Raw genomic sequence first — 22,336 nt, 5'->3', positions numbered from 1 at the left:
GTACTTCTTTTTATGCTTTATTTGTGTTTAGGAGATGCTGAGACTGAGTTTGAGTGCGTAGTCGACGCGCTGCATCTCTTCATTGGTGATGACGCCTCTGCGGCGTAAGAGACGTGATTTCTCAATCGTCATCAGTTGTTCGCATTTGACATCCGTGTAATCGGTCAGCCCATTTTCTGCATTGGGGGAGATACGCACATGCAATGGCAGTTCGCGTTCCGTGCGACTCATGGAGGCGACGATAGTAAGCGGATAATTTCTTGAGCCGTTACCACGGTCGTTCTGGATAATTAAAGCCGGGCGTGTGCCCTGTTGTTCGGCTCCACGTCCGGGCGACCAGTTAACATCCCATATTTCGCCTCGGCGAGGTTGTGGATAATCTACTTGCTGCACATCATACGTTCTGGGGCTGGCCCGGACATGCCTGGCCTCTTCGCTCATGCAACCATACCTTCATGCCCGGCCTCAAAAAAGAACTGGGCGTCTTCTAGCGTTTCTGGAAGGGAACCAAGATAAGCGTAGGCTTCGTCGAGGGAGTAATTAAGAGAGGAAGATAATTCGCGTTCACGCTTCTGAATAATGGCTGATTTGAGCTGCTGATAATTATCCTGGCGCATGAGTTCCATGATAGTCTCCACTACATCTCCTAGTGAGGAGTCTAGTTCAACTGCAAGGGCTTTAAGCTCCTTGTGCTGTGTTGAGGGGATTTGAATGGATTTGCGAACGAGGTTCTCATGACGGTAAAAGTCGGTATGCGCAATAGCCATGAAGATGCCTCCTGGTCTGTACACGACGTCTTACTCTCTCTATTGTACTTGTCGCCTAAGCAAAAGTCAATAAATCTGGATCCGGTTTGTTTAGAAAAATAAGAAATTCTAATTTTTGAGTTTTGTAGTTTTGCGGTATTTTCGTAAAGCTTCTAGAGCTTTCCTGCTTTACTTTATCGGCCCGCCACCATAAATCTGTACCTCCTTGCTTCCTTAAAAACAGCTCCGTCTACTAATGCGCCTATAAGCGTGTTCGCTTTTATTTATAAAGTCATGTATAGAAAGCCTTTGAAGTGATGCTACGATAGCTAATCGAGTGGTTCTAGAAAAACAGTAAGCGGATCTGGACAAATTTCCTATACAACTTGAAGATGAGGTTGTTCGTATGAATCACGAGGTTTATTTGTTAGTGGAAGGAATTATTTTATGACAGATCCCAGGTTAGAGAAACTGGCCAGTGTGCTGGTCAACTACTCTTTGAAGATACGGCCCGGAGATAAGCTCTCGATTGAGGCACCAGATGTGGCCGCACCCCTGGTGCGCGCTGTCTATCGCGAAGCCTTGCGTGCAGGCGCACTGGAGGTCATACCCAGCATTCGTCTTGCGGGACTCGGCGAAATTCTCTTAAAAGAGGCTAATGAAGAACAGCTTGTCCATATTTCCGAGCATGATCGCTATGTTGGCGAGTATTTCGATGCCGTGCTTACCATCTGGGCTGAGGAGAACACTCGTGCGCGTAGCCGTATCGATCCTACGCGGATCGCGAAACGTAATGAAGCACGTGCTGAGTTAATGAAGCGCTCTTTGGAGCGTATCGCCAGTGGCAAGGCGCGCTGGTGTGGCACGCTTTTCCCCACTCATGGCCATGCCCAGGACGCGCGTATGTCCTTGAGTGAGTATGAAGATTTCGTCTATGGCGCTGGCCTGCTTGAGCAGGAGCATCCCGTAGCGGCCTGGCAGAAGATTGCCGAGGAGCAGCAGCGTATCGCTGAGTACCTGGAGCGGCACGACGAGATTCATATCGTGGCCCCGGAGACCGACATTACCTATCGCGCTGGCGGACGTAAATGGATCAACTGTGCCGGGACGGAGAACTTCCCTGACGGCGAGGTCTTTACTGGCCCCATCGAAAATTCGGTTAATGGCACCGTCTACTTCCGCTATCCTTCGCTCTATCACGGCAATGAGGTCGTGGGAATCCGCCTGACCTTTAAAGGGGGCAAGGTCATTGAGAGCAGTGCCGAGCGCGGTCAGGACTTCCTCAAAGCCATGCTGGATATGGACGCTGGCTCGCGTACCCTGGGCGAGGCCGCCTTTGGCCTCAACTACCAGATTCAAGAGGCCACGGGCGATACCCTCTTTGATGAGAAGATCGGCGGCACCATGCACATGGCTCTAGGAGCCTCCTTGCCCGAGTCGGGCGGCATCAACGATTCGGCCCTCCACTGGGATCTTGTATGCGACCTCCATGAAGGAAAGGTCTACGCCGATGGCGAACTCTGCTACGAGAACGGCCACTTTCTCATCTAATGGGTAAGGTATATGGTGGCGCCCTGGCAGAGCCAGGGCGCCACCATATACCTTACAATACATATGAACGTTTCTATGTGGCCTATGCGCAGTTGGTCTCTTCCTCTGGCAATTTAGCGTAGATTACCAGCTGGCCTGCCAGCGCAATTTTCTGCCACTTTTTGTCCATCGCTAACCCCCTCAGCTTCTCCCCAACTTCTGGTGTGTTTGTGGCGTGCTGTGTGAGGGTTTCGTCAACGCGGTCGAGTGTTGGGACATAGATAAAAAAGTCCTGTAGAACGTCCTGCTGCATATGCGCGTCCTTCCTTCTTGTGTTGACTTCACCTCATGACCCCCTTGCGCTCCTTGCAAGCGTTCCTTCGCCAATGAAGGTAAGACATGTCGATAAGGTAGACGAGAAAAATAGCCGCCAGTTAAAAAAATCAGCGTTTGATAAGACCAAAAAAGAAAATCAAGGTTTTCCTCTCTATACAACTAGACGCTGGAACCTTGATTTTGTGACATATGAATTTATATATTCTCTATGGGTGGGTATGGCGCGCCATACCCACCCATAGAGAATATGAAAGATTTTATCCCTGTGATTCGGCCGCTTTCCAGGGGAGGGGAGACCAGCGGTTGCTCTGGGCGAAGCCAAAGCCTTCGTCGGCGACGGTACCTTCATAGCCGGCAGGGATGGCCTCGAAGTAGGCGGCGAGTTTGCGAGGGAAGATCGCCAGGTCGAAGGCCCAGGGGTCGCCTGCCTCCTCGACGATGGAGCGCCAGGAGCGGTTCTCCTGCCACTCCTCTGTGAAGTAGACGCCCAGCTCGGAGAAGTTTTTAGCCAGGACGCGCAGGATGTGCCAGATGCCAGCCCCGACCTCTGGTTTATAGGTCGCGCCTGTCTCCGTGAGCAGGGCTTCGTCTTCAAATTGCAGGTTGATGCCAATCCAGGGCTGTGGCTCTTCATCCAGGGTGGGCACGCCAATATTTGGATAGAGCGAGACATCGATACCGGCACAGGTAATGGGTTTGCCCTGCGCAGGCCGGAGGGTAAAGGTAGCGGGATAGATATCGCCAAAGCTTTCCTCTTCGCTCTCGGGCCATGTGATCTCGTCCAGCCATGCCAGGACGTCCTGGTCGTCGCAGCCCAGCTCTTTCAGCGTGTCCTGGTAGCGGGTCAGGAGCTCTGCGAAGTCTTCTTGATCTTCATAGATTGCATAGGTCTGAATTTGCGCGTAAGTTGCCATATCGTTAATCCTTCATGGATAGAAGCTGGTTTACTCATTGCTTGGTCGGAAGTTTCCCTTTATTCTATCAATAAATCGCTTAATATGCTATCTGTAAGTCGTAACCCCGGGGCTTTCCAACTCTTGCCCTTGCTCGCTACGCTCGCCTAGGGGTAAGAGGGTGTGGGTGGAAAACGGCAAAGCTGTTTTCCACCCACACCCTCTTACCCCTGAGCGCCGTAGGCGCGAAGGCGCTCGCTAATCGGTTGTGAAAGGATGTTACTTATGCAAGAGGAGACCATCACGCTGTATCGTCCTACTGGCCCGGAGGAGTTGGCCTTGATTGTGGAGAGCCAGTGTACCGCCTTTCCGCCGCGCCTCTTCTGGCAACCTATCTTCTATCCCGTGCTCTTCGAGGAATATGCTGTCCAGATTGCTCGTGATTGGAACGCCCGCGATGGTAATTCAGGATATGTGACGCGTTTCCGGATGCGCAAGGCCTTTCTCGATCGCTATGAGGTACAAAAAGTGGGGAGCGCGATCCACCAGGAGTACTGGATTCCGGCTGAGGAGCTGGATGAGTTCAACCGTAATATTGTTGGCCCCATCGAGGTCATCGCGGAGTATCATTCATAGAGCCAGTACCCCTGGCGAAGTTATTAATCCCAGGTTGTTCCTAGCCTTGCCAGGCGGTCGCGGTATTCGATGCGGTCGAGCCAGGCCTGGGGCCAGGCGTCGAGTCCGAGGTGGGCGCCCGCGAAGGCTCCGGTCAGGCAGGCGATGGAGTCGGAGTCGCCACTGGTGGTCGCGGCACGCTGGATGGCCTTGATAGGCTCTTCGGGATAGAGCAGGAAGCAGAGCAGGCCGGTGGCGAAGGCCTCTTCGGCGATCCAGCCCGCGCCCGTCTGCAAGCAGGGATCACTCTGGCGGTCTGGCTGCTTCGATGCGGCATCGAGCCGCTCAAGTACCTGTAGGCATTCATCCCAGCCGCGCTCAATAAACTCCTGTGGCGTATTGCTGAGCGAGATCTGCCAGAGGGGCCCCAGCCAGAGCTGATGGTAGACGCTGCGCTGGCTCAAGGCATAACCTCGCAGGCGCTCGACGAGCCCTTCGGGTTCGCCGCCTGACACAAGATCGGCAATACACCAGGCCGTCAGGTCAGAGGCCGCGAGCGCGGTCGGATGGCCGTGGGTGAGCGCGGCCTGGAACTGAGCGATGGCGGCGCGCGTCTCAGGTGTAGCCTCGTCTTGCTCGGTGCGTAGGAGTCCCACTGGAGCTACACGCATATTAGCGCCACAGCCCTTGGAGCTGACGACGGTGGCATTCTGCCAGGGAAGGTTACGCGCCAGCCCCTCGCAGGCCTGGAGGCAGGTATTGCCGGGCGCGCGATTATTATCTGGGCTACGATCCCAGGCGATAAAGGCGGCGCGCAACGGCTCTTCCAACGTATCGGCGCTATAGGGCTTCTCGGCGGCCAGGAGTGCCTCTCCAACTGCCAGCGTCATCTGCGTGTCATCCGTCACGCGGGCGGGATTGCCCTGTAGCTCGTCCGGCCCTTCTGGCCCATATTTCGCGCTAATCTGCTCGACGCTCATAAACTCTGTATCGGCTCCCAGGGCGTCGCCAAATGCCAGCCCGAACAGGCTTCCCGACGCTCTTCTCTGTTTTTCCTTATTCATCTCAAAAAAATCCTCTACTATCGGCCCGGCGAAACATAGAATATGTTGAAATACTATATCATACCTATTCAATATTTGTCATGAGAGATCGCGACACTTCGCGCCTGCGGCGCTCAGGGGTAAGGGGTCTGTATACCTTTTGCGCGGCATTCGCCGCGCAAAAGGTATACAGACCCCTTACCCCTGGAGGAGGTTGTAGCGTAGAATCGGCATGGAAAATATTTGGATTGGAAATAATGTTGGGCTATGCCAGGCTCTCCAGGGTTGGGAGTAGGGAGGTGAGCCAGGGCTGGCCGAACTTCCAGGCGCCATAGAGCAGGAGGTTGGGTTCACCGGTGGCGGAGATGCGCCCGTGGTGCTCCAGAATAAAGGCGCGTAGGCTCTCCTCGCTGGTGTGCAGGAAGCGTAACTCTTTGATTTCGTCCTCTTCGGGTTCTCTCTGTTGGACCTCGGAGAGAGGAATGTGCAGACGTGTCAGGAAGAGGAATTCGCCGTGGGGCATAGCGAGGTCGTAGGCTGCGCCCAGGCAGTACTGTTCGCGGATATCGGCCTCCTGGATGCCGGTCTCCTCGCGGATCTCGCGGCGAATGGCGGCGAAGGGGTCCGGGCGCTGGTCCTGCGCGTCCAGGCCACGCTCGAAGAAGCCTCCGATGACGTGATAGCGCCCCTCATAGACGTCGACGCCCTGGCGTTTGTCCAGCAGGATATAGTCGTCGCTGGTCTCGACCACGGAGCAGACGCCGATGGCGTTCCCCAGTTCGTCGCGCCTTCGCTCGCGGGCGAAGCTGGCCTCACGTGTCGTGACATACTCTTTATAGCTGGTATCGCCCAGGCGGAGCATGAGCCTCTCGCCCGCTGTCTTGGCACCTACGAGGCGGTAGAGCGGCGCATCGAAGAGGCGCTTGTTGAGGGCGCGGGCCTGGCTCAGCCTCTCTTCCCAGAGCGTGTCCATCCAGGTTTGAATGGCAGGAGTCATGGGCATACGTTCCTCTGGCTGATAGAGAATGTCTACCCGTTCAGCCGGGAAGCAGCCCCGGGCCAGGATCTCAAATTCCAACATAAATAAATTTTCTCCATGTATTACATACGCTGAGAACATGATGCGGCTGGCGGCCATCGGCCGCCAGCCGCATCATGTTCTCAGCGTATTTTTATTCCCATTCGATAGTGGCGGGTGGCTTGGAGGTAATGTCGTAGACGACGCGGTTGATCTCATGGACCTCGTTGACGAGGCGGTTGGAGATGCGCGCCAGGAGTTCGGGTGAGAGGCGCGCCCAGTCGGCGGTCATAAAGTCGCCCGTGGTCACGGCGCGCACAGCAACGAGATTGCCGTAGGTGCGACCGTCGCCCATGACACCGACGCTCTGGATGGGGGTGAGCACGGCGAAGGCCTGCCCTAACTCGCGATAGACGCCCGCGCGGCGGATCTCGTCTATGACGATCTTGTCGGCCTTACGCAAAATGTCGAGCTTCTCTTTTGTGATATCGCCGATAACGCGAATGGCCAGACCGGGACCAGGGAAGGGATGGCGCCAGACCCACTCTTCGGGCAGACCCAGCTCCAGGCCGATCTCGCGTACCTCGTCCTTAAAGAGCATGCGCAGTGGCTCGACGAGCTTGAAGACCATCTCTTCGGGGAGACCACCCACGTTGTGATGCGTTTTGATGCGCTTGGCGGTATTGGCGGTGTCGTGGCTGGTGCTCTCGATGACGTCCGGATAGAGCGTACCCTGGGCCAGGAAGCTGATCTTGCCCTGCTCTGTAGCGAGCTTGACGGCCTCTTCCTCGAAGACGCGAATGAACTCTTCGCCGATGATCTTGCGCTTACGCTCGGGATCGGTCACACCAGCTAGCTTGCCGAGGAAGCGCTCTTCGGCGTCGATAGCGACCAGGGGAATATGCAGGTGGTTGCGGAAGGTCTCGGCGACCTGCTCGCCCTCGCCCTCGCGCATACAGCCTGTATCCACAAACATGCAGGTGAGTTGATCGCCGATGGCCTTATGGACCAGCAGGGCCGCGACGGCGGAGTCAACGCCGCCCGAGAGGGCGCAGAGGATGCGCTCTTTGCCGACCTGCTGGCGAATGCGTTCGACCGTCTCGTCGATGACCTTCTCCGGTGTCCAACTGGCCTCACAGCCGCAGACACGGAAGAGGAAGTTCTTAATGAGCTCTTTGCCCTGGGGCGTGTGCGTGACCTCGGGATGGAACTGGAAGCCGATCATCCCCTTGGGGTGTGCGATGACCGCGACGGGATTGCTCTCGGTGGTCGCCAGGACTTTAAAGCCCTCGGGGAGCCGGTCCACGCTATCGCCGTGACTCATCCAGACCGGAAGGCGCAGCGGGGTATGTTGCGCGGGGCGATCCAGGTGGGTAGTCTGCTCCGGGGAGGGCTTGAGACCCTCGAAGATGCGGTAGGTCGCGTAATCCTGCTCTGCGTCGGCCACAACCTCGATGGTGGCGGGTCCATACTCGCGTGTGCCATGCTTGAGCTCGACGTGGCCGCCTAGCTGCTGGGCCATGAGCTGCATGCCATAGCAGATGCCGAGCACAGGCAGGCCGCTATGGAGAATGGCCGGGTCGCAGCTTGGGGCGTCCTCGTCGTAAACACTTGAGGGGCCGCCCGAGAGGATAAAGCCCTTGATATCCAGGTGGTCTTTGGCTTGTAACTCGGCCAGCGTGGTCGAGGCAGGCACCAGCTCGCTATACACGTAGCACTCACGAATGCGGCGTGTGATTAGGCGGCTAACCTGCGATCCATAATCTAGCACAATAATTGCCTGACGGCGCTCCAGTTGCATATATCCCTCTTTGTTAATGTCGATGTTATAGTGGAGAAGAGCGAAATAATTCAGTCAGCATTGCTTGCAAGTATATCTAATCGTCCAAAGCGGTCAATAGTTTGATCTATACGCCGCTTGTACTAGTCCCTCGTCCCTTAAATCGTCCAGTATGAGGATGTGGAGTTGGAAATGCCGCGGCATTTCCAACTCCACATCCTCATACTGGACGATACTCGCGTGTAGACCTCTACACATTTACCTCAATTTAAGATATGATGTTTGAGTATACCACAGATTGTACCTTCGTCATCGTCAAAGTAGGAGTCGAAGCAGGGTGGCTCAAGGAATAGCCTTTTTCTCTCTCTTCGTGCCTGGGCTGCTTATGAAAGTGAAGCCTGGAGCCGAATAAGAAGAAGAGGTGATTTTTGAGATGCCCTGGGAATCGAAGCAGGGCCTGCGTCCGAGCAAGAAAGGAACATGCTATGGGGGCGTCTAAACAGGGAAAATGGTATGTTGCCGAAATAGTTGAGGAGATTCATGTGGAGGGGGCAGAAGAGAATGTTGTCCATAGAAACCTTGTCCTGATTCGGGCGAACTCCGCAGAAGAGGCATTCCAGAAGGCTATGGCTCATGGACAGGAGGGGGAGATGATCTATGATAATCCCCAGGGCCAGCGTGTAACCTCGACTTTCCGTGGGCTGAGCAACCTGACGGAGATCTATACCGATCTGGAGGATGGGGAGGAGATTACCTATTATCAGTGGGTGGGTCTCGATGAAGATGAGATTCAGAGTATGCTCTTGCCCAAGGATGAGCTGGATATCTTTCGCCAGTGGAATGAAGAGGAAGATTCAGATGTTCCCGATATTCGCGCGCGAGCACTCTTAGAGGAGGTGCCACAGCCAGCCTACGAGGATGAAGCGTCCGCAACCGCTGAAGAAGATCTGGAAGAGATCGATCCCCAGGCGGTGCTGGCCGAGGTAGAGCGTATTCTACGTGAGCCTCGCGACACACGCGAAGATTATAGATAAAGAGAGAGAAAACAGGGTGTTCTGGCGCGTACACGCCAGAACACCCTGTTTTCTCTCTCTTTATGAAAAATGTAAATAATGTAGGCAAAAAGGACAATGCTATTGATGTTCCTCCTGGATAGCAGTACAATAGTAATCTATGGTAGAATGTCGGACGCGCTGAAAGGAGAAATTCTACTCATGAGTACGACCCAGCTAGCCGCGCGGTTGTTCCAGCTACAGGAGCTCGACCTGGATCTCGATCGCGTCAAGGCTGAGCTTCAGTCCCTTCAGCAATCTCTCCAGAACAACTATACGCTGCGTAAGCTACAGTCTGAGCAGCAGAGCGTTGCGCAACAGTTGCAGGCCAGTCTCCAGACACAACGCGAGGCTGAATGGCATCTCGAAGACCTGACGAAGCGTATCGAGGCGCAAGAGCAGCGCCTTAACAGTGGGAGTCTGAGCAATACGCGGGATTTGCAGGCGCTCCAGCAGGAGGTCCAGCAGCTTCGAGCTCAGCACGCTCGTCAGGAAGAGTCTCTGCGTGAGATTGTAGACGTTACTGAATCGCTGAAAGAAACCTCCGAGCGTTACGCGCGCGAGTTAGAGCAGGCACAAGAATCATGGTCGCGGGATAATTCTACAGAACTGACTCGCCAGCAGCAACTTGAGACGCAGCGCACCAATCTCGATCAACAGCGCTCCCTGATTACCTCAGTTCTCGAAACGGACCTGCTTGAGCGCTATACCTTAATGCGGCGCACCAAGCAAGGACGGGCCATTTCCAGAGTTGAACAGAGTTCTTGCCAGTGGTGCCTGGCCGTGCTTGCCCCCAGCGAATTACAAGAGGCGCTCCGTAGTCCTGAACTTCAGGTCTGCACCAATTGTGGTCGCATTCTCTACTACGAACTTTAATCTCTTTGACCCATATGCATCGTCCGACAGTGCCAATGCCTACCTGGTAACCCTTCTGAAAGCAATGGATGTTTACATGACGACTCACTGGCCGCTCAGTGAAAGGCGCAATGTTGCGCACTTCTCCTCCTATCCTCTTAGCCTACTATCACCCCTCATGCTGTAGAATATTTCCATCTGCTCCAATTTTCGTATGCAAATGTATGCAAGCACACACCCACACCGAATTTCGTTGTTGCTGCTTCATTCGTAGGTGCCTCAATGTGACCAGCACATTTTTGGTCTTACCCCGCGTCCACAGCCAAGTTAGCGTCTTCGTCCGAGCCAGTACCGGAGACGGCCTGGTCAATGAGCCCGATCAGGCGGAGGGCTTCACCCAGGATATTCAACGCTGCGTTCTGATCTCTCTCCTGCCCGAATTGATAATACGCACATGTGGGGTTCTGGCAGAGGAACACGCGGTCCGACAACTGCATGGTTTCCCACTTCCAATCGCAACCATGGCAGGTTTTACTCGATGGAAAGAAGCGATCCACTTTGATCACCTGCCCGCCTCGCTGCTCTACCTTGCTGGTAAGCAGAGCAAGCAGTTTGCCTAACGCCGCATCCGAAAATGACCGAGCCAGCGTGCGATTTTTCAGCAACCCTTTGAGATGGAGATCCTCAATGCCGATGATCCCATAGCAGTTAGCAAGCTGGGTCGTCAGCTTATGGAGCACGTCATCACGCAGACACGCAATCCGATAATGCAGCCGTGCCACCTGTCTGCGAGCTTTCTCCCGGTTTTTTGAGCCCAGTTTGCGGCGATGGAGCCGCTTGTTCGCCTGACGAAGTTTCTTGAGCGCTGTTTTGAGGAAGGCTTGGTTCTCGTATCCCTCGCCGGTACTCAAGGTTGCCAGTCGGTTCAGTCCGACATCGATGCCACACGCAGCCGGTTTCTTCGCCGGGATCGCATCCGGGAGTTCGACCTGGATGGACACAAACCACCAGTCGGCCGTTTTGGTAATGCGCGCGCCTGTCACTTTGCCCACAAAGCGCAACGACTCTGCCATATTCACCCAGCCGAGTTTGGGTATCCAGATCCGATGGTCCCCAAGCTCAAATTGATCATTGGCCAGATAAAAGCTCAGTTTGCTTTTCTTCTTGCTCTTGAATGTGGGCCGACCGGTCTTTTTTCCCGTTTTCAAGCCTTCAAAATAGGCGGCCCAGGCTTTTGCCAGGTCGAGGAATGGCTGATCGGAAGCATTCTTGGTGACCTCCCAGGTCCAGGGGTACTCTTGCCGTCGGATCTGGTTGAATTGCTTCTTCAATTTCAAAGCAGTTGGCTTCTCGCCCGCTTGATACTGCCGGTTCCATTCTGCCAGTGCCCAGTTCCAGGTAAAGCGAGAAACACCTGCAGCTCTGACAAAATAGCCTTTCTGTTCTTCTGTTGGATGCAGGCGTATCTTATGCGCGCGAATCATTGCCCACCACTCCTGATAGACGTCAATACCCCTTCTTTCTTCTGGTATAGAACATTTATTCTCATGTGTCTATGAGAATGGACTTTATGGGCATATTGCCACGCTTTGTCTACATTCTCCTCTCTTTTTAAGAACTGTTGAAAACTCTTTTTATGGGTCACTATTTGCTTGAGCCTTGCAAAGCAAATGAATTTTGGCGAAATGCCGATAATGAGAAGAGCGAACGTTGACAAAAACGATTTGTTCCGAGTATGCTTGGAGTACGAGGAACCGTTCGTTCAAATTCTGGCCTGGCCAGTTTAAAGGAGGTGCAGTTCTATGCAAAAGCACAAGATCTGTTACTGTGTGCTTGAATGCACCTTGTCTGTCCGGCATGAGGCGAGTGTTACAGACAGTCTTTCGCCCGCCAGGTTCCCTTGATTCTCCTGGTTCAGCAGGTACCTGGCGCACGCTAGTATTGCCTGTCTGTATCGCTTCCGGTCATGCCTCTCCGAAAACCTGAGCGCGTGAGCGCTAGCCGCCCCCGAAAGGGGTTGGTTTTCGCATAAGGAGGCCATGGGTTGACTGGAAAAGGCTCTCAACGTAGTGCTTCCCCAGTTGAGAGGTCGACACTCCCTCCCACGTGGCAGACACCTTCATGCCGTTGTTTGTAGCGCGCCATTCTTCTATCAATGAACCAGTGCAACATGCCTCTCTTCAAGAGATGGCTATGTCTGCCTGGCAGTATGGCTGCCGTTTTTCTGCAATTCCTTGGGAGGGAACAGCTTGATTGATGATCCGGCTTTGCTTACCGGTGTTGTGCTCAATGGAGCACATGGCATCTATGACGTTCACACTGACACAGGCGTCTTTCGTTGTACGCTGCGCGGAAAATTAAAGAAAGCCTTCGCACGCGTCCAGTCGCAGAGCACCCAGGCTGTCGCCAAAGGGCGCAAGCTGAATGAGTATCAGTTGCGACGCGCCGAACGTGAACGTGAGAAAAATAATAAACCCGCACTTGAACCCGAAAATCCTATTCAGTCACGCCTCTCGCCAGGCGATTATGTCAGGCTGCGCAAGCTTGATGAGAGTACAGGCCTGATCGAAGAGATTCTGCCGCGCCAGAGCGAGCTCTCGCGCCTGGACGCTGGCTCAACGGAACGTAAAGCGATTCCGCAGACACTGCTGGCAAACCTTGACCAGGTGATTATCGTGCTGTCGGTGGCCCAGCCAGAGCCGCATTTCGCTTTTCTGGATCGCTACCTCGTCATCTGTGAGGCGGCGCAACTTCGCGCCATCATCTGTCTTAATAAGGCCGATCTTCCTCATTCTTCGCGTGTTGATGAGGCTGCTGATCTCTACGCCAAGCTGGACTATCCCGTCATCTGGACCAGTGCGCAAGATGGACAGGGAATAGTAGAGTTGCGTACGATCTTGCAGGATCGCACTACTCTCTTTACCGGGCCTTCAGGCGTGGGTAAATCGTCGCTGGTGAACGCTATCGAGCCAGAGATGGCGATCCGTACGGGTCTGATTAGCGAGGCGACGGGCAAGGGTCGGCATACGACGACCGGCTCGCAGCTCTACCCGCTTTCTTCTGGTGGCTGGCTGGCGGACTCGGCGGGTATTCGCGCCCTCGCCGCCTGGGATGTCTCGCCAGAGGATCTTCCGCGCTGCTTTGTCGAGTTTCGCTCCTACCTGGGCGAATGCGTCTTTAACGATTGTAACCATATCGACGAAGAGGGCTGTGCTATTATTCAGGCCGTTGAGGATGATGTGATTGATACGCACCGCTATCGTAGTTATATTCGCATCTACAACGGAGACGAACGCTAGGCCAAATTCAGTATCAATGTTGTAAAGAAGCACGCTGTGGTGATGGGCTCTGCCTTCGGCAGAGCCCATCACCACAGCGTGCTTCTTTACAACTCTATCAATCCGCGTTGGGCGGCGAGGGCGACGGCTTCGGTGCGGTTGGTCGCGCCTAGCTTGCTCATGATGGAGCTGACGTGAAATTTGGCGGTGCGCTCGCTGATGACGAGATGGGAGGCTATCTCTTTATTAGGCATGCCCTGAGCCAGGAGGCGCAGCACCTCCAGCTCGCGCTCGGTGAGCTCTTCAACCCGGGGAATGCCTTGCAGGGTCCGGTAGTTGTTCTCGCGTTCGCGCTGGCCCATGTGCCGCAGCAGCTTAGAGGCGACGAGAGGCTGGAGGAGCGAGCCTCCCTCCATAGCCAGGCGGATGGCCTTGAAGATCTCATCGCGGGGCGAGCCTTTGAGCAGATAGCCATCTGCGCCCGCCTGGATGGCGTGAATGATGCGTTCATCTGTATCAAAGGCGGTAAAGACAATGATACGCGCATTCTGCCGACGCTGGCGAAGCTGCTTGATGGCCTCGACTCCGTCCATGATGGGCATTTCCAGGTCTAAGAGCAAGATATCTGGCTTGAGGAGCTCGGCCTGGCGGATGACCTCGTCGCCGCTGGCACATTCTGAGATGACCTCAAAGTCGGGCTGGGTCTCCAGTACCGCGCGCAATCCCTCGCGTACGATAGGATGATCGTCTGCCAGCAATATATGGATCATTGTCTGTGCCTTTCTCTTCATGTTAGTCCATGCAAGCATGGACTCTTCCCGTTAGTATGGGACCGCGATATAGAGATGTGCTCCCTGGCCGGGATCGCTTTCAAGGCAGAGCGTGCCATTGAGAAGCTTGACGCGCTCGCCTATGCCTTTGAGTCCAAAGTGCCCCTCCTGGGTGGCAAGCGTGTCGAGGTCGAAGCCCTGACCATCATCTTTGATGCTTAACTGAACCTGGTGCTCGTTGGCGGTCAGCTCCAGGTAAATATGCGTGGCCTGCGCATGTCGATGGGCGTTGTTGAGCGCCTCCTGCGCAATGCGGTAGAGACCAGACTCCACGCTTGCTGGGAGCGGCGGAAAGAGCGCCTCTGGCGCATACCGGAAACTAACCAGCGCGCGCGGCGCCTGCTCTTCGTGCGCCTTCTCCTCATGGACCAGGGCCTCAAGGGCTTCGGGCAGGGTGCGTCCCTGAAGTGGCGCGGCACGCAGATCCATCACTGAGCGTCGTGCCTCCTCCAGGTTGCCGCGAGCCAGGCGGAGCGCGCGCTGCAAGGCCTCGTGTGCCCGTTGGGGTTTGCTCTCGGCGAGGGCGTCGGCGGTCTCCAGTTGCAGGGTGACCGCGGCCAGGCCCTGGGCAATCGTGTCATGAATCTCACGGGCCAGGCGGTTGCGCTCCTCGATGGTTGCAAGGCGAGCCGCGGCGCGCATGTGTTGCGACGAGATGCGTGCTCGCTGGATTGCCAGGCCGATCTGGTCGCCGATGATGTGTAGCAGTTGCAGCTCTTCTGGCTGTAGCTCGCGCCAATCTTCGCTGGCGACATTGAGAACGCCGATGCGCGTATCGCCAGCGTAAATAGGGATGCTGGCATGAAAGCGTAGGCCAAGCGCCGAGGGATCGCTGTTGCGTTCCGCGTTCTTTAAGCGGCTACAACGTAGCACGTCGATATTTGAGGCACCCGAAAGCTCGCCACCTAAGAAGGTATCGAGGCATTGACAGGAGCCTGTCATGCGCTCAGGGTGGTCCGCCAGGTAGGGCGGGAGATCTTGTGAGGCCGCGAGATAGGTACTGCCCCATTCATTTAGCAGCCAGACCCAGCCCGTGCGTAGCCCGAGCAGGTCCGTGACACGGACCAGGACCTCCTGGAGGGCTTCGTGAACATCGATACTATGATTCAGGTAGCTCGCAATATCATAGAGCACCGCCAGGTCACGGTTATTATGTAGCAGCGAAGGAGTTTCGACTGGTTGTTTCTCAAATGGTTCTTGTGTCATTGCTCACACGCAGGAGAAAGATATAGCCATTACGGTTAGTTGGTAGGAGCGCACTTGATAGAAGATTCTCAGCGCTAAGAGAAGTATAACACCGCTGGGTGAGGGTGTCGAGCAGGTGCCTGCTATCTCGTTAGAATCACAAGATGATGCGCTGCTGGCTCTCTGGAAACAGTAGAGCTAGTTCTCGTTATGCCATGTTGCGTCTCTTTGCCACCCCAGATCTATGCTTGTGTTATCTCCATTGCTAATGTTATCATAATTGTCGATATGCATTCCTGATTGTCGATATACATTCCTGACTTACAATTTGTTGGCGGCGCATCATGCCGTCTCCTGTTTCGGAGGAAGCCTTATGGCCGTGCCACCAGGTCGGCGCGAAGCGAAGAGTACACCTTCTTCGGCGTCGAATTTTCTCGGTTGGTTGTATAGAATCTGGATTGCTCTGAGTCGTCCCCTCTTCGCGGTGCTGCTGGCGTTGATTGTCGGCGGTATCTTTATCATGGCGACGACCTCGGGCACGTTTGATGATCGACTGAATACCGTCTTGAGCGGTTATCAGTACCTTTTTCAGGGCTCCTTTGGCGATCCACAGAGTCTCTCCTATACTCTTGTGCGCGTAGGTCCCTTGATACTGACTGGTCTCTCTGTCGCTATTGCGTACCGGGCTGGCCTATTTAACATTGGTGCCGCGGGCCAGCTCGCTGTTGGAGCCATGACCGCGGGTATTATCGCCTATACCTTTCCCACCCTCCCGGGCATCGTGCTTGTGCCACTGATGCTGCTGGGAAGCATTGTCGCTGGTGGTATCTGGGGTGGTATTGTCGGCCTGCTTAAAGCCTGGCGTGGCGCGCACGAAGTGGTGACCACGATCATGCTCAATTGGATAGCTTTCTATGTAACCGACTATCTCATCTCTGGCCCCTACAAGGCTCCTCACCAGGCGACGCAGACGCCGTCTCTGCCAACTCAGGCGCAACTTCCCTTCCTGGCCACGACCTATAATAATACGCTGGGCCAGTTCTTGCCTCAGATTACCAATCCTGAGCAGTATCTTACCGATGTCGGCTTGCTAATTGCGCTTGTCGTTCTCATCTTTTACTGGTTCCTTACGAGCCGGACCGCCTTCGGCTATGAAATTCGCGTCATTGGGCAGAATCCCAGGGCCGCGCAATATGCGGGTATCCGCACCAAGCGCAATATGTTCCTGGTGATGGCGCTGTCCGGTGCCTTCTCTGGCCTGGCGGGCGCGATCCACCTCATGGGTCAGCCTCCGTATCAATTGTTTGGCTCGACATTTGCGATTGACCCGACCGGCTTTGATGCGATTGGCGTCTCGCTGCTCGGGCGGACCACGGGCGTGGGTATCCTCTTGAGCGCCCTCCTCTTTGGTGGCCTGCGCCAGGGTGGAACCACGATGCAGCTCTTTGCCAAGATTCCTGGCGACATGGTGTATGTCATTCAGGCGCTGGTGCTCTTTAGTATCGCTTCCGAGTTCCTGCCCGCGATTACACGTGCCTTCCGTCGCCGTTCCAGGCGCGCGGCCGTGCCTGCGATTGAGGTTCCGCTGGCGGGTCCCATCGTAGGCAATCCCCTGATCGTGATTGAGAACGATACCTTGCACGAAGTCGAGCCTGGCGCGTCGGACGCGGTGATGACAAAGCACGAGGGGATTCCTGTCGAGAGCATCCACTCCGAGGAGCGCCCATCAAATCCCATTGAGGAGGGTCGTTAGTAATGCTTGGCTTAATCTTGAGTGTGCTGCGTTCAAGCGACCTGTGGGCCGCGACGCTTCAGTTCGCTGCCCTCCTGCTGTTGCCCGCGCTGGGTGGCGTGATCTCAGAGCGCAGCGGTATCACCAATATCGCTATGGAAGGCATGATGCTGACCGGGGCATGCGCGGGTGTCATGGTGGCGCGTGCGACCAATAACGTGCTGCTAGGCGTCGTGGGCGCGATTGTCGCGGCCACGCTGATCTCCCTGATTCATGCGCTGGTCTCGATTAACTTCAAGGCCAACCAGGTCGTCAGCGGTATCGCGATCAACCTGTTCGCGCTGGGGTTGACCAACTATATCGTCTTTATCCAGACGGCGGGCCAGGGCGTGCCTTCACTGAATGATTCGCTGCGCCTGCCCCAGGTCTCGCTTGGTCCGCTCTCCAACATTCCCTTTATCGGTCCCGTCTTCCTGCAACAGAATATTATCTTCTATGTCGCCGTGGTGATCCTGTTCGCGACGCAGTTCCTGCTCTTCCATACCAACTTTGGCCTGCGTATTCGCGCGGTCGGTGAGCATCCCCATGCCGCGGATACAGCGGGCGTCAATGTACGCTTGATGCGCTACATCTGCGTGGGTGCCAGCGGCGCCTTCGCTGGCCTGGCGGGCGCCTATCTCTCGCTGGGCATTGCTGGCGTCTTTACCTCCAATATGACGGCTGGCACAGGCTTTATCGCGCTGGCAGCGATGATCTTCGGCAAATGGACCCCGTGGGGGACCGCGGGCGCGTGTGTCGTCTTTGGCCTGGGCGAGGCGCTGGTCTCACGCCTACAGGGACCGGGCATTGATCCTAACCTGTTGAGCACGCTGCCCTACATCCTGACGCTGTTCGCCCTCGTTGGCCTGGTCGGTCGCACGATTCCACCAGCTGCCGATGGCGTTCCTTACGAGCCAGGCACGGAATAGGAGGTTAAAGAGTTATGCAAGAAAGCACGCTTATACAACCCGTGGGCGAGAGTAACGCTCCCTACGCGGTAGAGATGCGTGAGATCTCCAAGGTCTGGCCCGGCGTGATCGCCAACGATCATGTCAACCTGCAAGTGCGCCAGGGCGAGATTCATGCCCTCATGGGCGAGAATGGCGCGGGAAAATCGACCATGATGAATATCCTCTATGGTCTGATTCGGCCTGACAGCGGAGAGATCCTGGTCAACGGCAAACCGGTCTCCATCCACGGGCCGCGTGATGCTATTCGCCTGGGGATTGGCATGGTGCACCAGCACTTTATGCTCATCCCACCCCTGACGGTGGCAGAGAATATCATTCTTGGGCGCGAACCTGGTGGTGTGGCTGGCACTTTGAATCTAAAGCAAGCGCACGCCGAGCTGAAACGCTTGAGCGATCAGTACGGCCTGCCCATTGATCCCGACGCCAAGATCAAAGACCTCTCGGTAGGTTTGCAGCAGCGCGTAGAGATCCTCAAGGTCCTGGCGCGAGGCGCGGACATCCTGATCATGGACGAGCCAACGGGCGTGCTCACGCCCCAGGAGACGGATGAACTCTTTGGTGTGCTGCGTGGCCTGGTCAAGCAGGGCAAGACCATCATCTTCATTACCCACAAGCTGCGCGAAGTCCTGGATCTGACCGATACCATCACGGTCTTGCGCCGGGGCAAGAACGCTGGCAGCCTGGTGACGCGGGACACCAACCGGCGCGAGATCGCGCGTATGATGGTTGGCCGCGACGTACTGCTGCGGGTGGAGAAAACGCCTGCCCAGCCGGGACCAGTGGTGCTGCAAACGAAGGACCTCTGCGCGAAGTCCGACCTGGGCCTTGATGTGTTGTATGATATCAACTTCGAGGTACGCTCAGGCGAGATCCTGGGCATCGCGGGCGTCGAGGGCAACGGCCAGTCTGAGCTGATCGAGGTTATCTCTGGCATGCGCAAGGCGACCTCGGGTCAGATCACCATCACTCCGGTCAAAGAGGGGAAGGCGGGCAAGACCGTTGACCTGACCAATATGCACGCCGACGATGAGCGCTTGATGGGCCTGGCGCATATTCCCGAAGACCGGCGCGAGAGCGGCCTGGTGCTCAGCGAGTCGATCAGCGACAACATCATCCTGGGCCGCCAGCGCTGGCCCGAGTTCGCACGTGGCAAGTTCTTGCTCTCGCTGGGCAAGATTCGCGAGGCGGCGCGCAAGCTGGTCGCGGACTTCGACGTGCGTACGCCATCGGTTGATATCCCCGCCAGAGCGCTCTCCGGTGGTAACCAGCAGAAGGTGATCATCGCGCGTGAGCTTGCGAGCAATCCCGAGGCCCTGATCGCGGCCCAGCCTACGCGTGGCGTCGATATTGGTGCCATCGAGTTTATTCATCGCCGCCTGATTGAGCAGCGTGATGCCGGTAAGGCCGTGCTCCTGATCTCAGCCGAGCTGGATGAGATCCGCTCCCTCTCTGACCGCATCGCAGTCATGTACGAAGGGCGAATCGTAGACATCGTCGGACCAGAGATCACTGAGGAGGAACTCGGCGTACTCATGACCGGTGGCGGTCACCACGAAGAGAATTAAACAGATAGAGGGTGTATGGGTACGCACTGGCGGAGCCAGTGCGTACCCATACACCCTCTATCTGTTTTTGTCCTTATTTTGCTGGTAATATTAAGAGAGAGGCGAGCTGATTTTCGTAAGAAAGAAGAGATGAATTATGAGTGAGCAAGCTGCGGTCTCTATTCCCCAGGGGTTGGTGGAGGCGGTGCGTGGCGCGAAGAATGTCGCTGTCCTGACGGGGGCGGGCATCTCCGCTGAGAGTGGCCTTCCAACCTTTCGCGATCCCCAGACGGGTCTCTGGGAGAAGTTTCGCCCGGAGGACCTGGCGACTCCTGAGGCCTTCCAGCGCAACCCTAAACTGGTCTGGGAGTGGTATGCGCACCGGCGCGAGCTGATGGGCCTGGCTCAGCCCAATCCAGGGCACGCGGCCCTGGCGGCCATTGAGCGCCATGCCGCGACCTTTACGCTTATCACCCAGAACATCGATGGTTTGCACCAGCGAGCGGGCAGCAGGAACGTGCTGGAACTGCATGGCAATATCGCGCGCACCAGGTGCTTTGAAGAGGATACGCTGGTGGAGTCCTGGTCGGCGAATGGCGAGGTGCCACCTCATTGTCCTCGCTGTGGTGGCCTGTTGCGACCAGACGTGGTCTGGTTCGGGGAATCGCTGCCGGAGGAGACCTTTGAGCAGGCGCTTGAGGCCGCGATCTTCTGTGATCTCTTCTTCTCTATCGGCACCTCGGGCCTTGTGGAGCCAGCTGCTTCACTGACCGAGGTCGCGCGCCGGGCTGGGGCCACCATTGTCGTTCTCAATCTTGAAGTCGAGCCGCTGGCCTCGCCTGACCTCTACCAGCTCAATGGACCTGCCGGGCAGACCCTGCCGGAGCTAGTGCGCCAGGCCTGGCAGGGCGAGGTCTAAGCGTCAAGGCTTTGCAGGTTACTCACAAATGCCTCTACTCCTTGCTCAGGAAGCACTGTCAGCCCTTGCCATGGCCGAACAGATTGGTGCGCATATCCTATGGGAAGGGCATCTGTATTATTGCCTGTTCGTTATCTCCTACGCCTGGAATCGGCTGGAAGAGGCCTCTGACTGGCTCTAGCTTTTGCGGCGTCTTGAGCAGAACTGGCAACAGATGCAATTGCTGGCCGTAGGGGAGACTTTCTCAGCGCAGCTTGGGTTGGCAAGAGGAGATCTCTCGGTTGCCGAAGAGGCCCTGCACCAATTCAAAGCCCTGTTTGAGCAAGGTGGGTTTGCCCATCATGCTCCCTGGGTCATCGTTCTGCGCATCAAATTGTGGCTGGCGGAGGCGAATCTGACCGAGGACTCAGCGTGGGCGGCGCAAACTACCTTCTCCCCGGATGCCTGGAATCCCTTGTGCCTGCTGGCCGAGGAAGCCTCCAACCAGCAGATCGCAGAGATTTGGTGATCCAACTTTCAATTGTCAAGAAATATGTCGGCAGTCTTATCTTGAAACTGGGAGCAGAAAATCGCACCCAGGCGATTGCGTAGGCACGCGCCTACTCTCTACTCTAAGCGTTTTCCTCCCCAACATCTGCGTCTTCCCCTTTTCAATATTCTCCCTTGAGGTAGACTTTTGGCGACTGTCAATACACAGTCCATACGCTATTCTTTGGCATAGGAGAACCACAAAGAGAGAAGAGGCTTCGGTCACATTTCCTCGCCTCGTTCTGTCAGAGAAGTGACGGGGGAAATCCACTGAGAGGACATGGAGGCCGGCTTCCGTTGAACGGAAGTGAAGTGGGCGCCAGAGATGCGAATGCGGAATACTGATCATCCCGATGCAGCATCATCTCAACAGAGACAGGTGGATTACAACAAAAAGAGTACATCTCGTATGAATAGAACTTTTAGCAGTGTGGAGACAGCCACACACTATCAGGAGAAGGAAAACAACATGGAACAGAGAGCATCAATGAGTATCCCTATGATGAAAATAAAAGGAAAAGTGATAGCTTATTGGGTGACCACTGCGCTCCTTATGTTCGTGATGTTCTCGGAAGCTGTGGGAGAGTTGACGCATCAGTGGGGAACTCTGGAGACGCACACGATCCTTGGTTACCCACTCTACCTTTTGACGATCATCGGGATATGGAAGGTACTTGGGACCATAGCCCTCGTTGTGCCGCGCTTTCCCCGGCTCAAGGAATGGGCATATGCCGGCATGTTCTTTAACATGACTGGCGCCTTTATCTCTCACTCCGTTGTCGGTGATGGTGTATCCCATCTCATCGCGACCGGTTCCGTAGTTCTTCTCATAGCCGCTTCCTGGGCGCTTCGACCACAAAGCCGCACACTTGGGAAACTGACTGATGGTACCTGTAGCATTCTGAAACGTGCGTAAACCAGCATCCCGGTTCAGCATCATCTATCTATGTACAACAAAGATACCCATAAGGAGAAGAAATCCATCATGCAAGCACGAATGAGCAATCCAGCAACGATTCTTCCTGATGCCATGAATGCCATACTCACCCTGCTCAAAGCCACGAGAAAGGGCGGCGTACCGCAGCAGACGCTTGAGCTTGTCCACCTGCGCACGAGCCAGATCAATGGCTGTAGTGCCTGTGTTGACTCAGGCTCACGCAGCGCCAAAAAGGCAGGCGAAACAGATGAGCGGCTCTTCGCCGTGGCAGCCTGGCGCGAGACACCCTACTTCACCGACGCCGAACGCGCTGCGCTCGCGCTCGCCGAGGCCGCCACTCGCCTCGCCGACCGGACTGACCCGGTCCCAGACTCGATCTGGAACGAGGCCGCCTGCCACTACGACGAGCAGGGGCTGGCCGCCATCATTCTCATGATCGCCACGACCAACCTCTTCAACCGCCTCAACGCCACCACCAGGCAGGTGGCGGGCCAGAAGTGGTAAT

Annotated in this window: 23 protein-coding genes; 13 read left to right on the top strand and 10 right to left on the bottom strand. The window is 55.8% G+C overall.

Annotation, left to right across the window (positions count from 1 at the left end; translation table 11 throughout):
- Positions 1 to 27: 27 nt before the first annotated feature.
- Together KRAC_RS27905 and KRAC_RS27900 are read right to left on the bottom strand one after the other, a co-directional pair.
- Positions 28 to 441: a type II toxin-antitoxin system PemK/MazF family toxin gene (locus KRAC_RS27905; RefSeq protein ID WP_007913052.1), complete on the bottom strand. Its 414-nt coding sequence runs from the start codon at positions 439 to 441 to the stop codon at positions 28 to 30.
- A complete protein-coding gene (locus KRAC_RS27900) occupies positions 438 to 767 on the bottom strand; it encodes a hypothetical protein (protein ID WP_007913050.1) in 330 nt (109 codons plus the stop codon). Before KRAC_RS27900 ends, KRAC_RS27905 begins: the two co-directional genes overlap by 4 nt.
- A gap of 426 nt (positions 768 to 1,193) precedes the next feature.
- Between KRAC_RS27900 and KRAC_RS27895 the strand changes: the two genes are divergently transcribed.
- Positions 1,194 to 2,297, top strand: a complete 1,104-nt coding sequence (locus tag KRAC_RS27895) for an aminopeptidase (protein WP_007913048.1) — start codon at positions 1,194 to 1,196, stop codon at positions 2,295 to 2,297.
- Between the two features lie 82 nt (positions 2,298 to 2,379).
- Here KRAC_RS27895 and KRAC_RS27890 read toward each other — a convergent pair whose 3' ends face one another.
- Positions 2,380 to 2,589 (bottom strand): hypothetical protein, encoded by a 210-nt coding sequence (locus KRAC_RS27890; RefSeq protein ID WP_007913046.1) that lies wholly within the window; start codon positions 2,587 to 2,589, stop codon positions 2,380 to 2,382.
- Between the two features lie 280 nt (positions 2,590 to 2,869).
- Positions 2,870 to 3,526, bottom strand: coding sequence for a hypothetical protein (locus KRAC_RS27885; protein WP_007913044.1), 657 nt, complete (start codon positions 3,524 to 3,526; stop codon positions 2,870 to 2,872).
- Positions 3,527 to 3,790: 264 nt separating this feature from the next.
- Between KRAC_RS27885 and KRAC_RS27880 the strand changes: the two genes are divergently transcribed.
- On the top strand, positions 3,791 to 4,141 hold the full coding sequence (locus KRAC_RS27880) for a hypothetical protein (RefSeq protein WP_007913042.1): 351 nt from the start codon (positions 3,791 to 3,793) through the stop codon (positions 4,139 to 4,141).
- A gap of 23 nt (positions 4,142 to 4,164) precedes the next feature.
- Here the strand turns inward: KRAC_RS27880 and KRAC_RS27875 are convergent, their stop codons facing one another.
- The 3 genes from KRAC_RS27875 to guaA form a co-directional block, all read right to left on the bottom strand.
- A complete protein-coding gene (locus tag KRAC_RS27875) occupies positions 4,165 to 5,184 on the bottom strand; it encodes an ADP-ribosylglycohydrolase family protein (RefSeq protein WP_007913040.1) in 1,020 nt (339 codons plus the stop codon).
- A gap of 244 nt (positions 5,185 to 5,428) precedes the next feature.
- A complete protein-coding gene (locus KRAC_RS27870; protein ID WP_007913037.1) occupies positions 5,429 to 6,244 on the bottom strand; it encodes an NUDIX hydrolase in 816 nt (271 codons plus the stop codon).
- A 91-nt stretch (positions 6,245 to 6,335) separates the two neighbouring features.
- Positions 6,336 to 7,982, bottom strand: a complete 1,647-nt coding sequence (guaA, locus tag KRAC_RS27865; protein ID WP_007913031.1) for a glutamine-hydrolyzing GMP synthase — start codon at positions 7,980 to 7,982, stop codon at positions 6,336 to 6,338.
- A 464-nt stretch (positions 7,983 to 8,446) separates the two neighbouring features.
- Between guaA and KRAC_RS27860 the strand changes: the two genes are divergently transcribed.
- Entirely contained in the window at positions 8,447 to 8,995 is a 549-nt protein-coding gene (locus KRAC_RS27860; RefSeq protein ID WP_007913029.1) for a DUF4288 domain-containing protein, read from the top strand.
- 180 nt (positions 8,996 to 9,175) lie between these two features.
- On the top strand, positions 9,176 to 9,889 hold the full coding sequence (locus KRAC_RS27855; protein WP_040444246.1) for a zinc ribbon domain-containing protein: 714 nt from the start codon (positions 9,176 to 9,178) through the stop codon (positions 9,887 to 9,889).
- A 284-nt stretch (positions 9,890 to 10,173) separates the two neighbouring features.
- On the opposite strand, the gene KRAC_RS27850 is transcribed toward KRAC_RS27855, so the two are convergent.
- The gene (locus KRAC_RS27850; protein WP_007913025.1) at positions 10,174 to 11,352 is read right to left on the bottom strand and encodes an RNA-guided endonuclease InsQ/TnpB family protein; all 1,179 of its coding nucleotides are present in this window, start codon (positions 11,350 to 11,352) and stop codon (positions 10,174 to 10,176) included.
- Between the two features lie 765 nt (positions 11,353 to 12,117).
- On the opposite strand from KRAC_RS27850, the gene rsgA reads away from it, so the two are divergent.
- Positions 12,118 to 13,167 (top strand): ribosome small subunit-dependent GTPase A, encoded by a 1,050-nt coding sequence (rsgA, locus tag KRAC_RS27840; RefSeq protein WP_007913024.1) that lies wholly within the window; start codon positions 12,118 to 12,120, stop codon positions 13,165 to 13,167.
- A gap of 86 nt (positions 13,168 to 13,253) precedes the next feature.
- Here the strand turns inward: rsgA and KRAC_RS27835 are convergent, their stop codons facing one another.
- Positions 13,254 to 13,916: a response regulator gene (locus tag KRAC_RS27835; RefSeq protein ID WP_040444242.1), complete on the bottom strand. Its 663-nt coding sequence runs from the start codon at positions 13,914 to 13,916 to the stop codon at positions 13,254 to 13,256.
- A gap of 51 nt (positions 13,917 to 13,967) precedes the next feature.
- Complete coding sequence (locus KRAC_RS27830; protein WP_007913022.1) at positions 13,968 to 15,182, bottom strand: GAF domain-containing sensor histidine kinase; 1,215 nt, start codon at positions 15,180 to 15,182, stop codon at positions 13,968 to 13,970.
- A gap of 352 nt (positions 15,183 to 15,534) precedes the next feature.
- Here KRAC_RS27830 and KRAC_RS27825 point away from each other — a divergent pair, with 352 nt between their 5' ends.
- The 8 genes from KRAC_RS27825 (at position 15,535) to KRAC_RS27795 (ending at position 22,335) form a co-directional block, all read left to right on the top strand.
- Positions 15,535 to 16,914, top strand: a complete 1,380-nt coding sequence (locus KRAC_RS27825) for an ABC transporter permease (protein WP_007913021.1) — start codon at positions 15,535 to 15,537, stop codon at positions 16,912 to 16,914.
- A 2-nt stretch (positions 16,915 to 16,916) separates the two neighbouring features.
- On the top strand, positions 16,917 to 17,861 hold the full coding sequence (locus KRAC_RS27820; RefSeq protein WP_007913020.1) for an ABC transporter permease: 945 nt from the start codon (positions 16,917 to 16,919) through the stop codon (positions 17,859 to 17,861).
- A 14-nt stretch (positions 17,862 to 17,875) separates the two neighbouring features.
- On the top strand, positions 17,876 to 19,468 hold the full coding sequence (locus KRAC_RS27815; RefSeq protein WP_007913019.1) for an ABC transporter ATP-binding protein: 1,593 nt from the start codon (positions 17,876 to 17,878) through the stop codon (positions 19,466 to 19,468).
- Positions 19,469 to 19,604: 136 nt separating this feature from the next.
- Positions 19,605 to 20,366: an SIR2 family NAD-dependent protein deacylase gene (locus tag KRAC_RS27810; RefSeq protein ID WP_007913018.1), complete on the top strand. Its 762-nt coding sequence runs from the start codon at positions 19,605 to 19,607 to the stop codon at positions 20,364 to 20,366.
- 28 nt (positions 20,367 to 20,394) lie between these two features.
- Positions 20,395 to 20,547: a hypothetical protein gene (locus tag KRAC_RS71720; RefSeq protein WP_007913017.1), complete on the top strand. Its 153-nt coding sequence runs from the start codon at positions 20,395 to 20,397 to the stop codon at positions 20,545 to 20,547.
- A 33-nt stretch (positions 20,548 to 20,580) separates the two neighbouring features.
- The gene (locus tag KRAC_RS27805; RefSeq protein ID WP_007913016.1) at positions 20,581 to 20,874 is read left to right on the top strand and encodes a hypothetical protein; all 294 of its coding nucleotides are present in this window, start codon (positions 20,581 to 20,583) and stop codon (positions 20,872 to 20,874) included.
- 489 nt (positions 20,875 to 21,363) lie between these two features.
- The gene (locus tag KRAC_RS27800; protein ID WP_052568665.1) at positions 21,364 to 21,810 is read left to right on the top strand and encodes a DoxX family protein; all 447 of its coding nucleotides are present in this window, start codon (positions 21,364 to 21,366) and stop codon (positions 21,808 to 21,810) included.
- 69 nt (positions 21,811 to 21,879) lie between these two features.
- Positions 21,880 to 22,335, top strand: a complete 456-nt coding sequence (locus KRAC_RS27795; protein WP_007913013.1) for a carboxymuconolactone decarboxylase family protein — start codon at positions 21,880 to 21,882, stop codon at positions 22,333 to 22,335.
- Position 22,336: the final 1 nt, after the last annotated feature.

The organism is Ktedonobacter racemifer DSM 44963 (genome assembly GCF_000178855.1).
GTDB classification, from domain to species: Bacteria; Chloroflexota; Ktedonobacteria; order Ktedonobacterales; family Ktedonobacteraceae; genus Ktedonobacter; species Ktedonobacter racemifer.
This window is presented reverse-complemented; position numbering and strand designations above follow the sequence as displayed.